A 13,230-nucleotide genomic window follows, 5' to 3' on the forward strand; every position below is an offset into this window, starting at 1 on the left:
AAAAAGCACTCACCGTAGTCCGATGAGTGCTTCAAATAACCGTCGCAATTTTACTTATTTATATCGAGCTGGAACTCCTTCTGCTGGTAGTGAATTTTTGATGAATTCACGAATGTGTTCATTCGATGTAGCTAAATCTTCTGTTCTTAAATACATCATATGCCCGCTTCTATAGCCTTCAAACTTAAAGCGATCTCGCATTTTGCCACTTGGGTCGAGATTCCACATCGTATATTTAGCTGAAAAATAATCGGTAGCTCCATCATAGTATCCTGACTGCACCAATACTTTCAGGTATGGGTTTTCTGCCATAGCCTTTCGAAGCATCTCACCGGTTTGGTTACCGTCTCTATTCCATGGTCTTACTGGCCCCGACACGTAATACTGCAAGTCTGTTTTAAAACCTAGCACATCTTGCACGTAATGGTTGATGGCTGGAGTGAATGAATGCTTCCAAGATGAATATTCAGCCGGGTAATCGTAACTATCACCACCGTCTGTTTTATCGATACCGGTATATCTAGAATCTAAACGGCCAATCGTATAGCCTTCATCTCTCATTAGCTCTTTCCAAAAAGCAGAGGCAGGTACTTCCAAATTATAATCCAATACAAAGTCTTCGCTAAGGCCTATATATCGGGCTAATTTTCTGGCGATGGAATTTTTGTCGGCATCTTCAACGAACCCTCCCCTTGATAGCGCTGGCAATAACTCATCTAGTGTAAAGTCTTCCACCATAGGTAAAAGTTCATCCAAATCTTTGCTCTGTAGATCACTAGGTAGTTGCTTATGATACCAAGCCGCTGCGGTGTAGTATGGCACTTTCAAAATGGATGACATCGGAACAGGGCCTGCAGGGTTCAAGCCAAGACCTGTTGGAGATACTAAGATCACACCGTTTAAGAACATCCAATGGCGCCCTTGAAGCTGACCCGCCAATCCTGAAACTCGTGGAGTTCCATAACTTTCACCAATAAGGTATTTCGGCGACCTCCATCTTTCATTCCGTGAGATAAAAGTATCAATCCAATCAGCCAAGTAGGCTAGGTCTTCATTCACCCCAAAAAATTGCTCTGGCTTACCATCGTTTAAGATGCGCGAAAAACCTGTATTCACCGGATTCACATATACGATATCAGCCACATCTATAATAGAGTGCGGATTGTCTTGGATTCCGTATGGCTGCACGGGATAGCCCTCATCATCAATTACTAATCGTTTTGGGCTAGTATATCCCAAGTGCATCCAAAGTGATCCCGCTCCAGGTCCACCATTAAAGGAGATAAAGATCGGTCTCTTTTCTTTGTTCTTTACATCGGTACGTTCGTAATAGGTGTAGAACAAGGCCGCATCGGCTTCCCCATCTTCTCCATACACGGGCTGAGTACCCACCGTAACTTTGTATGATATCTCTTTTCCCTTCACCATTACTTTGTCTGTTTTAACAATGGATGTATCCGCAGGTAGAGATCTTTTCTGTGCCTCAACAGAAGTAAACATCAATGGAAGTATCATCAACAACCAAGACGTTTTCTTCCAAACTGTAGTAACTTTTTTTGTCTTCATATTTTTATCCTCGCTTTGTTAGTAATTCCCTAATCCTTGCGAGAATAGTTCCCCCAACACAGATATCCAAAAAGCACCTCTTTTGTTTACAAGAATTAAAAATTGAAACTATTGGCTTGTTTACGGTTTTATGTAAGGATTGTAGGCTGTTTTCTGTAAGTGGCTATTCCTATAGATACATGCAAAGAAGCAGGGCGAAAAGTCTTTAAAACACGTAATAATCTGGCCTATAATTTGAATCTGCCTCATATAATCGTTATTTGGCGCTCTTATGCTGTAAATCGACAATTAAATTTTTACTGAAAAATATTATTTATGAGTTCTGAAAAAGGGAGTAATAACCTGTTTTCATCTAAACTTGGAATGATCTTAAGTGTGCTGGGTATCGCTGTTGGTACCGGTAACATTTGGAGATTTCCTAGAATTGCTGCACAAAATGGTGGTGAGGAGGGCGCCGGAGCATTTCTTATTGCTTGGTTATGTTGTCTCTTCCTCTTTTCGATCCCACTTATCATTGCCGAATATGGTATTGGCCGAAACGGACGTAAAGGTGTAGTAGGATCTTTTGTTAAACTTGTTGGTTCTAAATTTGGTTGGATGGGAGCCTTTATAGGCTTCGTAGCTACCGCCATCATGTTCTATTATAGTGTAGTTGCCGGATGGTCGCTTTTCTATTTAATTGAATCTGTGACGGCAACCATGCCCGCCAGTTTACAAGAAGCCAATATGGTTTGGAACGGTTTCCAAGATTCCATGTTGCCTTCTGTATTTCACGCCCTAATGATGTTAGGTGGTGGTTTTATCGTGATGAAAGGGATTTCATCCATCGAAAAAATCAACAAGCTCCTCATTCCCGCCTTACTACTTATTGTAGTTATTTCTCTTATCCGTGCCGTTACTTTACCGGGTAGTGGTGTTGGACTTACCTATTTATTCACTCCAGACTGGTCATCCTTAACGGAACCGCAACTTTGGCTTGAAGCACTAACTCAAAATGCTTGGGATACCGGTGCTGCTTGGGGTTTAATTCTGTCTTATGGTGCCTATATGCGCTCTAAAGATGATATTACCATTAGTGCCTTCCAAACAGGTATTGGTAATAACATGGTATCTATTTTAGCGGCCATGACTATTTTTGCTACCGTATTTGGTACGCTCGGAAATACCATGAGTAATGGTGAAATCCTTGAGGTTATGAAGACATCTGGGCCTGCATCAACGGGACTAACCTTTATTTGGATGCCACAGCTCTTTAATGAAATGGCGGGTGGTTCGATCTTCGGAATCCTATTCTTCTTAGGATTAACCTTTGCGGCCTTTAGCTCCCTTATCTCAATGATTGAGCTTGCTAGCCGTGTATTTGTGGATATGGGTGTTTCAAGAAAGAAAGCGACCATTGGTATATGTGTAACCGGCTTTTTATTAGGAATGCCTTCAGCACTATCTACTGAGATTTTAGCAAACCAAGATTTCGTTTGGTCGGTTGGCCTGATGGTTTCTGGTGCATTTATGTCGTTTGCTGTTATCAAATTCGGACCAAAGAAGTTTGCTACCGAAATTGTGAACAACGGCGAGCAAAGTCATTCGCTAGGCAAGTGGTGGGAAATTATCATCAAGTATGTAGTACCTGTTGAGGTTATCACTTTACTAGGGTGGTGGATTTACCTAAGTGTGACATCATACGCACCGGATAGCTGGTACAACCCATTGAGCTCCTTCTCGGTTGCTACCATCATTGTACAATGGGGAATCGCGATGGGACTACTGTATTTCTACAATAGTAAGCTTGTTAAAAAGACGATGGAATCCAGCACACCTGTTTCCTAAGTCGTTAAGTAATCAATCTTATCGAAGCCCACTGTTTCAAAAGCAGTGGGCTTTTTTTATGCTTCTTCATTGGATATAATTGCTGAACTGTTTACCCTATCTCTATGATGAACACACTGCTTACACCAGCTTCACAATCAATCCTCATTGGATGCATATTCATAGCTATTGGGATATATCATTTCATTAACCCGGACTTTTTCATTCGAATTATGCCCGAGTATATCCCCAATCATAAAGCCATGGTATTCTGGAGTGGTGTTTTTGAAATCCTTGGTGGATTAGGAGTACTCATGCCTTTTACTCGAGAGTTTGCTGGTTGGGGACTCATCCTTTTACTCGTAGCCGTATTTCCTGCAAATATTGAAATGTTTATCAAGGGCTATCAGAAAGATCCATTTTCACTCTATACTGTTCTTACCTTCCTTCGTTTACCATTGCAATTCGTGCTTATGTATTGGATATACTGGGCAGCAATTAAGTAGAAACTATGATCAAGAAAATCAGACCTTATCTTTTTTTTGGTGGTATTGGGTTCCTTTTTCTATTTATCCCACTACTTAAAGATTTTCATTTTGAATCCGCTTTTGTAGCCGCCATCCTTGGCTGCTTTTATGCCGCTTATCGCGGAAGCAACACCTCCCATAAAAATGAATTTAAACACCTAACAAAGACCGTTGCTCACATTTATGCTATAGGCTTGGCTCCCTTTTTATTCAGCCTTTTTGCTGGATGCTTATCATTTGATGGCTTTGCGCTCTGGCTGCTGTTACCGTTGCCATCCATTCTATTTGGGTTTGCATTAGCTCGATTGATACAGAGCTTTCAGCTAAAACGGTCCTTCTTAATCACCTGCGTCATTCTTAGCTTTATCGCACTACTTGAGCTCTACCTAGAATTCATAACTCTTCCTCAAGTGTATTTCTTTAATCACGTTTGGGGTTGGTGGCCAGGACCTATTTATGATGAAGCCATCGTGGTGGGAGAATCACTACTATTCTACAGAACTACCACCTTTCTTTGGGCACTCCTCTTTTGGTTCATCCCAGGTTGGAATACTTCCAAAATTAATACGGCCATTACTTTCCTAGCCCTCTTTGCACTTCAATTTTGCTATCTCAACTTTAGTGAGCAGGGCATCATCACTCCCAATGAAAGCTTACAAGAACAATTATCAAATCATTTCTCAACCGAGCACTTTGATCTCTATTTTGAAGAGGATACCTATTCAGCAGAAGAAGTTGCGTATTGGGCAGCACGGCATGAATTTCATTTTCAACAGGTAATTACTGCACTAGAGATAGCATGGCCTGAAGAACGAAAGATTGAAAGCTATTTATATGCTCATGCTTGGCAAAAGAAACGGTTAACGGGGGCAAAATTCACTAGCTATGTACCTATTTGGTTACAGCAAGACCAGCTTCACATAGCAAAACAACAATTGGAAGGCGTACTTAAACATGAGTTAGTTCATGTGTTGAGCAAACAATTTGGCAACGATTTGTTTAATGGAAGCTATAGCATTGGTCTAATTGAAGGGGTTGCCGAAGCCGTTGCAAAAGATGCATCCCCTCAATCTACCTTAGATCAGATAATAGCTGCAAATCCTCCCTATCCGACCAACGAACAGATGAAAGCCGCTCTAACTATCTCTGGTTTTTATTCTGCGGCATCAGCCGTGAGCTACACCACAGCCGGTTCCTTTGTGGCTTACCTTTTGAAAGAATATCCAACTGAAAACTTCAAAGAAGCCTACCCTGCTACTGATTTTGAATCGGCCTACAACAAGCCATTAGATTCATTAATTACAGAATGGCGAAATACCTTACCACCCATCAAAATTGATTCGGTAGATGTGCAGATATCCGAGTTCATTTTCAGCCAGCGTTCACTCTTCCAAAGAAACTGTCCGCATTCCATCCCCAAAGAACTTCAGCTATGGGATCGATACCAATTAGCAGTTATCAATGAGGATACCACAACCAGTCAAAAACTCATTGAAGAGCTATATGCTGAAAACTCGACCAATGCCTTATTCAAAAGAGAATGGGTTGTTCAACAGTTACGAGCTCAACGATACGCTTCCATCTTTTATGAATATGATGGGAGCAGCACAGACAGCCTTTATACTCTTCAATTGCTGCTTGGCGATACTTATACCTTGGCTGCTAACTATAATGAAGCTCAAAAAATATACACTGCGCTTGAGCCGAAGTTAGCCGCTACCAAAGCGCGGAACTTCAAATATTCAACCATGCTGCGCAGCGACTCACTCAATGCAACAGCATTCGCGAAGGCCAGATATCATAACGAATTACCGAGTCTGGAGGTCATTCCAAGTCTTAATACACCAAATAGGTTATTGCTCGCCGCCAAAGCCATTGAGTTAGCACAGCATCCATATTTAGTAGAGCTAGCCACTTTACTCCTTCAAGATTCATTGCATACGGATTGGTTTGATATCTACGAACAAATAATAGATCAACTCATCTATTTAGGAGAGTTTGAATTGGCCGATGAATGGTTGATAGAGTTAGAGGCGCTTCCCCTTAGAGCCAGATACCAAGAACGCTTACATGAACTTCAAGAATGGCGTGCCTTTTATAGTCAATATTCAGTACCATTAAGCTATAATTCACAAAGTAGATAGATTACACACACGAACTATGAAGTCACACAAATTTGTACCTCATACAGCATACCAAGAGTATCCTGTGGAGGAAATGAAAGAACGCGCGAAAAGTTTTTATGAAGATTTATGCAGGCGCCGAACGGTTCGTGAGTTTTCAGACCGATCAGTTCCACGCGAAATAATCGAAAACTGTTTATTAGCCGCTGGCACCGCCCCAAATGGAGCCAACAAACAGCCGTGGCATTTTGCCGTTGTTGAAAGCGCGGATATAAAGAAGAAAATCCGTGAAGCAGCCGAAGATGAAGAACATGAGTTTTATCATCGTCGCGCACCTCAAGACTGGCTCGATGATCTCGCTAAGTTTAATACCGATGAAAACAAGCCTTTTCTAGAAACGGCTCCGTACCTCATTGGCATTTTTGCCCAAAGCTACCAACTAGACGAAGAGGGTAATAAAGAGAAAAACTATTATGTGAAAGAGTCGGTTGGAATAGCCACTGGTATGTTAATTACAGCACTGCATAATGCCGGGCTTGCAACGCTTACTCATACGCCTAGCCCAATGGGTTTCTTAAATGAAATTATGGAGCGCCCTTCCAACGAAAAGGCTTTCCTTCTACTTGTGGTTGGCTATCCCGCTGATGGGGTTGAAGTACCTGATATCACAAAAAAACCTCTTTCAGATATCAGCTCCTTTCTTTAAATACGCCGTGTTATTTATTCAAACCCTCTAGTACTTCTAGGGGGTTTCTCCCTTCTAAATCACTCGTTTTTCTCTCTTTTTCCTAAAAAACTCCCTCCAAACGAGCAAAAACCTCATTTATTCTTAAAAAATTAAGGTTTCTCGGAACAATAGCCGTCACAACCCTTTATGTATAATAGAAATACTAACGAGAGAGGAACCGAGCGACGGTTCATTAACCTTTAAACAATAGATAAATGTTAAAGAAGATATTAGCGGCTTGCTTCATTGTTCTTTGTGGAACAATGACAATGCCAGACACAACACAAGCACAAACAATTGAAGATAAAACCTGGATAAGCATCTTCCTCAGTCACAATGAGATTGACGCAGATGGTTATACTGAAATGGGTAAATTCAACATACCAAAAGACATGGGTGGCGGTATTGCTATCGATCGTTATTTAAGTCCTTCATTCGACTTAAATGCGGGTCTTTATTTAGGACGTGTAGATAACGAGTTTACCGCTCAATTCAGTAAGTATATGATTAACACCAATATTACTGCTGAGTATAAATTTGCCAACGGTTATATCGTTGAAGAAGACGCAGCTATTCAGCCATTCTTATTAGGTGGTTTAGGATATGCATGGTTCGAGAAAGGATCTGTACCTAACAACTCGCCTGCTGTAAGTACTGTTACCATTCCATTTGGTGCCGGTTTTGATATCCCACTAAGTGATAATGTATCATTCACTGCTAAATCGGTATACAACCGTACGTTCGAAGATGGTATTGATGGTTATGACTATGATGATCAGAGCCACGATGATGTTTTAATTCACACAATTGGACTAAAATTCCGTTTAGGGAAAGTTGAAGATTCTGACAAAGATGGAATCCGTGATTCAGAAGATGCATGCCCAACAGTTATGGGAACTATTGCAACTAATGGATGTCCAGACAGAGATGGTGACACTGTAATTGATTCTGAAGACAGATGTCCAAACCAAGCAGGACTTGTTGAATTTCAAGGATGTCCTGATACTGATGCCGATGGTCTTGCTAACTATGAAGACCAATGCCCAAACATTGCTGGCTCGAAAGAGTTTAACGGATGTATGGATAGCGACAACGATGGTGTGTCGGATAAAGCGGACCAATGTCCTAACGTAGCTGGAACTGTTGCAACCAACGGATGTCCAGATAGTGATGGCGACAAAGTTCGTAACGCAGTAGACGCATGCCCAAATACAAAAGGGACCATGCAGAATGAAGGATGCCCAGCCGTTAAAGCTGAGATTGAAAAAGAAGTAAATCTGATTTTCAATAACATTTATTTCGCAACTGATAAAGCTCAAATTCATGAGTCTTCAATGGAATCGCTAGATAAGCTTTATACCATTCTAGAAGATGATAAAGAATTGAATTTGCACCTTGCAGGTCATGCCGACAGTAGAGATACTAAAGAGTACAACATGCAACTGTCTATTGATAGAGCTAATGCGGTAAAGCAATACCTTGTTTCAAAAGGAATTGATTCTTCGCGCATTGAAACCGAAGGATATGGCGAAACGAAGCCTATCGCCTCTAATACCTCAAAAGATGGTAAAACGAGGAACCGTAGAGTTGAATTAACTTTGAGTTATAATTAATTAGCTCTGCATTCAAGTATTTAAAAGCCTTACTCATTTCGAGTAGGGCTTTTTTATTTCCCACCTTTCTCATCTGTTTTAGTGATCTGTTAATCTTCCGATAATTCCTTAAACCCTTCTAATCATTAAAGGTTACTACATCCTAATTAGCATCAACGGGAACTTTGATGCACATTTTGGATTCAATCGACAATTCTAAACTTATAGGACAGATTATGAAACATGGATGGATACTATTACTCAGCCTATTGTTGATTCCCCTCACTCCGCTTAACGCTCAAACTCAAGATGAGAAAGTTTGGATGTCTCTAAATGTAGGGCACCATCAATACGACGGCGATTATGCCAATGAAATGATGCAATTTGATGTAGCTAAAGACCTTTCAGGTGGATTTGGGCTTCATTTCTTTCTGAATAACTCCTTCGATATAAATTACACCTTCGACTTTGGTTCACTCGATAACGACTACCCACCTGAGACCTTCAGAAAATACTTTTTTGCTAATAATTTAAACCTGCAGTTCAATTTTGCGAATGATATCATCTTTCGAAAAGACGCTCCTCTTCAGCCATTTATAGGCGCAGGTGCTGGAGCCACATACTTCACCGGCGGTTCTGAAGACGTTGACGATAATGTCTCGTTTCAAGTCCCTCTTGTAGCTGGTTTTGATATCCCACTATCGGATGGCGCTGTTTTAGTGTTCAAGTCGACCTATAACCGAACTTTCAACGATTACATCGACGGGGTTAAATATGCCGGCGAAGGACCTTTTGTTGATGATCGTGATCATGACGACTTCCTTATTCATTCGGTTGGACTAAAGTTTAGACTTACGGGTGCTAAAGACGCTGACAAGGATGGCGTAAAAGACAAAGTAGACGCCTGTCCAACGCTGGCTGGAAGCGCTCAAACGAACGGATGCCCAGATGATGATGGAGATGGTATCATCAACAGCAAAGATGATTGCCCTACCATAGCTGGTACCGCCCAGTTTAATGGTTGTAATGATAGAGATGGCGATTTCATCCCAGACAATAAAGATCAGTGCCCGAATATCGCAGGACTCGCAGAGTTTGGTGGATGCGCCGATTCCGATGGTGATAAAATCCCTGATACCCGTGATGTATGTCCGCAAATTAAAGGACCGGAAAGCACCGAAGGTTGCCCTGACGATGACGGCGACGGTATTAAAAACTCTGTGGATTTATGCCCCGCTTTTGCAGGCACCTCAAAATTTGGTGGATGTCCGGATTCCGATAACGATGGCATCATCGACAAAGAAGACGCATGCCCAACCCTTCAAGGCTCAAAGCCCAACAAAGGCTGCCCTGATGTTGATGTTGAAGTGCGCCGTAAGTTGGATGTAATTTTCAACAACCTCCTCTTTGCCACCAATTCATCACAAATTGATGCTACCTCTCTTGATGACCTTGATGTACTCATTGATATCATGAAAGAAGATGAAAACCTTCGATTGAGTATAGAAGGTCATACCGATAACCGTGGGAATGATGGTTATAACTTACAACTGTCGCAATTGCGTGCTGAAGCGGTAAAGACCTATTTAGTGAAAGGGGGCATAAGCGCCGATCGCATTAAGGCCATTGGCTATGGAGAAACTCAACCTCTTACCACAAATGAAACGGCCGAAGGGCGCATTCGAAACCGTAGAGTAGAACTTAATCTCTCCTACAACTAAACAAATATTACGTACCTTAAAGCCCCATCCATTGGGGCTTTTTTTATGACTAAACTTCTGTTTTGAACTCCGATTCATCTACTTCAACTAAACCCAAAAAGCCGTTTAAGCGAGAGCTCATCGAGTGGGGTGTGATCATAAGCATCATTCTCATCCTATACACCACCGGCTTACATGTGCCCGTAATTGGACGCTTACAGCGAGTGTTATTATGGACGGGCCTCATGAAACCTGATATCGAACAAACGGATTCAAATAGCAGAAAAGCTCGATATAATATGCCGTTATTGACCCTCGATGGCGAGTCAGCTTCTCTGCAAGCCTTTGAAGGCAAAACCATATTTCTGAATTTCTGGGCCACTTGGTGCCCACCTTGCATTGCCGAAATGCCCAATATTGAAAAGCTATATCAGTCGATGAGTGCCGAGCAAGATATCGTTTTTGTCATGGTTTCATTAGATGAAGACCACGAGAAAGCCCGACGGTATATAGCTCGCAACGAGTACAATATGCCTGTCTATTTCCTGAATGGAACCAAGCCAGGGGTGTATAGTTCAACTGTTGTGCCAACCACTTATGTGATTTCGCCAGAAGGAAATATTGTGACTGAACGAAAAGGCATGGCTCATTACAATACCTCGGCCTTCAAAGAATTTCTTCGTAGTTTATAAGCCATTCTACTTCATCAACATTTATCAATTCAAACACTATGGAAAAAGTAATAGCTGGGATTCAACAAATAGGCATCGGTAACCCGGATGTTCATGAGGCTACCGAGTGGTATCGCCGTTATTTTGGAATGGATATCAAAGTTTTTGAAGACTCGGCTACGGCCGACCTTATGCTTCCCTATACCGGAGGTAAACCTCACGATAGAACGGCTATTTTAACCATGAGTATGCGAGGTGGCGGTGGCTTTGAAATTTGGCAATATACAAGCCGTACTCCTGTAGCTGCAGAGTTCGAACTTCAACTGGGTGATCTAGGTATCAACTGTGCTAAAATTAAATCTATTGATGTAGAACAGACCTATCAGGAATTCAATGCGGCCGGTTTAAAAGTGCTCACATCCTTAAGAAAGAACCCTGCTGGCGATCTCAACTTCTTTGTGGAAGACCTTAATGGCAACATCTTTAATGTGGTGAAAGGGCTCGATTGGTTCAAAACTAAAGAACGCCGCTCAACAGGTGGAGTATCGGGGGCTATTATTGGCTCTTCTGATATAGACAAAGCTCGAACTCTATATTCTGATGTACTTGGCTATGATGAAGTAGTGTATGATGAGGAAGGTATTTTCGAAGATTTTGATGGACTCCCTTCGGGCCAAACCAAATGTCGCCGCGTACTGCTTCGCCACTCTGCAACTAGAACGGGTGGTTTCAGCAAGCTATTTGGTCCTACTGAAATTGAGTTGGTACAATCACTAGACGGTCGCCGTAAGCCCCGTAAGATTTTTGAAGACCGCTATTGGGGCGACTTAGGGTTTATCCATCTTTGCTTTGATGTTCAAGGCATGGATGCACTAAAGCGCGAATGCGTAGCCAAAGGCTTCCCCTTCACCGTAGATAGTGCCGAAAGCTTCGACATGGGTGAAGCGGCAGGCCGTTTTACTTATATCGAAGATCCCGATGGTACACTCATCGAATTCGTGGAAACACATAAAGTGCCCATTATGAAGAAATTTGGCTGGTTTGTGGATATGACGAAACGAGATCCCAAAAAGAATCTCCCAAATTGGATGATTTCGGCCTTAAGTTTTAGCCGTATGAAAGGGTAGAAAAACTGTTCTTATAACCTTTTAAAGAGCGATTCCAATGGGGTCGCTCTTTTTTTGTTCACAAAGTTTAGAAGCTTCTAACTTGTACCACAACTTGGTTCTGCTAACATTAGAATTAAGGACTAAACGAACGAATTTCAGAACAAAAACTGTAGATAAAAGTAAGAACTACAGGCATTTAAGAGTGTCATCAAGAACACCACGATTAAACATCAACGAACGAATGAGAGAGCAATATGAAAAATAGATTTATCAAGACTTGGCCCAATCGTATTGGTTTAGCATTTCTAATGACTTGGATTTGTTTTTCCATCATCCTTACAAGCATTTATGGTTATGAAATTGGCAAATGGGGATTACTCACTGTGATTACCGTTTTAACCTACGCTATCCCTTATAGCTTAACCATTTCGATCTCCAAAGCACTCGACCAGTATTATTTAAAACGCATGAAAAAAGCCTAAGCATCACCGCTTAAAGCTTGAAAGCAGATTCGATATTGTTGGCAGCTCTGTCTATCTTTGAGGTCAATCAATTAGACATATCATGGATATAAAATTACAAGGCAAAGTAGCAGACATTCTCCAAGAACAATCCGGACAAGGAAAAAACGGAACTTGGAGAAAAAGAGATTTTATTCTGGAAATGCCCGGTAAATACCCCAAAAAAGTTTGTATCACGCAATGGGGCGAAAATATTGACACTCAAGCCGTTGAAAAAGGAGCTACTGTAACCGTTTCTGTCGACATTCAAAGTAGAGAGTATAAAGGAAACTGGTACACCGATGTTAAAGCGTGGAAAGTGGAACATGGAACGGGTGAGCAAAACGCTTCAACGCCACCACCTCCAAGTGCTGAAGGCTTTACTATTGAATCGGAAAGCTTCGATAACATGGACGACGACCTTCCTTTCTAGTTCACACCTCTCTCGAAGAGACGTAACAGAGCATATTACAAGACTCAACTTAAAATTAAATGGTCATCCTGCTCCGCCAATAGGCGGTGAAGGATCTTGCGGGATAATAGCATGAGGTAAACAATCCACTTAATGCCGCGATCAACACTTCAAAAGTGGTCATCCTGAGCTTGATTCAGGATCTGTAAGGAAATCCTTTTTGCGCTGCAAGAATCTAAAGCAACGCTTCATCCAACAAGCCTTTCACACAATCATAGCCATCTTAAGATCCTGAATCACGCTTCACTTCGCTCCGCTGTTCAGGATGACGTCGTTTTTGGTTGTTTGGATAAATGAAAGAAATTACATCGCTACTTGCGAAGCTGGAGCTTCTAGAATGCGTTCCCAACGGGGGACGTTGGGAACGAGAGCAAAAGAGTAAAGTGGTTATAAAAAGATAAAACTAAACGCCTCCAACCATCTCCGCCGTTGGAATT

General features: G+C 41.7%; 11 protein-coding genes. 10 read left to right on the forward strand and 1 reads right to left on the reverse strand.

Annotated elements, in window-relative coordinates; all coding sequences use genetic code 11:
* Positions 1 to 54: 54 nt before the first annotated feature.
* Entirely contained in the window at positions 55 to 1,566 is a 1,512-nt protein-coding gene (locus B155_RS0107105; RefSeq protein ID WP_018127565.1) for a S10 family peptidase, read from the reverse strand.
* Between the two features lie 315 nt (positions 1,567 to 1,881).
* Here B155_RS0107105 and B155_RS0107110 point away from each other — a divergent pair, with 315 nt between their 5' ends.
* The 10 genes from B155_RS0107110 (at position 1,882) to B155_RS0107155 (ending at position 12,754) form a co-directional block, all read left to right on the forward strand.
* Entirely contained in the window at positions 1,882 to 3,393 is a 1,512-nt protein-coding gene (locus B155_RS0107110; RefSeq protein WP_018127566.1) for a sodium-dependent transporter, read from the forward strand.
* A gap of 104 nt (positions 3,394 to 3,497) precedes the next feature.
* Positions 3,498 to 3,878: a DoxX family protein gene (locus tag B155_RS0107115; RefSeq protein ID WP_018127567.1), complete on the forward strand. Its 381-nt coding sequence runs from the start codon at positions 3,498 to 3,500 to the stop codon at positions 3,876 to 3,878.
* A gap of 5 nt (positions 3,879 to 3,883) precedes the next feature.
* On the forward strand, positions 3,884 to 6,043 hold the full coding sequence (locus B155_RS0107120; RefSeq protein WP_018127568.1) for a hypothetical protein: 2,160 nt from the start codon (positions 3,884 to 3,886) through the stop codon (positions 6,041 to 6,043).
* A 16-nt stretch (positions 6,044 to 6,059) separates the two neighbouring features.
* Complete coding sequence (locus tag B155_RS0107125) at positions 6,060 to 6,728, forward strand: nitroreductase family protein (RefSeq protein WP_018127569.1); 669 nt, start codon at positions 6,060 to 6,062, stop codon at positions 6,726 to 6,728.
* Between the two features lie 290 nt (positions 6,729 to 7,018).
* Positions 7,019 to 8,362 (forward strand): OmpA family protein, encoded by a 1,344-nt coding sequence (locus B155_RS13115; RefSeq protein WP_169331281.1) that lies wholly within the window; start codon positions 7,019 to 7,021, stop codon positions 8,360 to 8,362.
* A 215-nt stretch (positions 8,363 to 8,577) separates the two neighbouring features.
* Positions 8,578 to 10,062 (forward strand): OmpA family protein, encoded by a 1,485-nt coding sequence (locus B155_RS13585; protein ID WP_018127571.1) that lies wholly within the window; start codon positions 8,578 to 8,580, stop codon positions 10,060 to 10,062.
* A 62-nt stretch (positions 10,063 to 10,124) separates the two neighbouring features.
* A complete protein-coding gene (locus B155_RS0107140) occupies positions 10,125 to 10,733 on the forward strand; it encodes a TlpA family protein disulfide reductase (RefSeq protein ID WP_018127572.1) in 609 nt (202 codons plus the stop codon).
* Positions 10,734 to 10,771: 38 nt separating this feature from the next.
* Positions 10,772 to 11,839 (forward strand): VOC family protein, encoded by a 1,068-nt coding sequence (locus B155_RS0107145; RefSeq protein WP_018127573.1) that lies wholly within the window; start codon positions 10,772 to 10,774, stop codon positions 11,837 to 11,839.
* Positions 11,840 to 12,075: 236 nt separating this feature from the next.
* Positions 12,076 to 12,303: a hypothetical protein gene (locus B155_RS0107150; protein ID WP_018127574.1), complete on the forward strand. Its 228-nt coding sequence runs from the start codon at positions 12,076 to 12,078 to the stop codon at positions 12,301 to 12,303.
* 82 nt (positions 12,304 to 12,385) lie between these two features.
* Positions 12,386 to 12,754, forward strand: coding sequence for a DUF3127 domain-containing protein (locus tag B155_RS0107155; RefSeq protein ID WP_018127575.1), 369 nt, complete (start codon positions 12,386 to 12,388; stop codon positions 12,752 to 12,754).
* The last annotated feature ends 476 nt before the right edge of the window (positions 12,755 to 13,230 follow it).

Origin of the sequence: Balneola vulgaris DSM 17893 (assembly GCF_000375465.1) — a bacterium.
GTDB classification, from domain to species: domain Bacteria; phylum Bacteroidota; class Rhodothermia; order Balneolales; family Balneolaceae; genus Balneola; species Balneola vulgaris.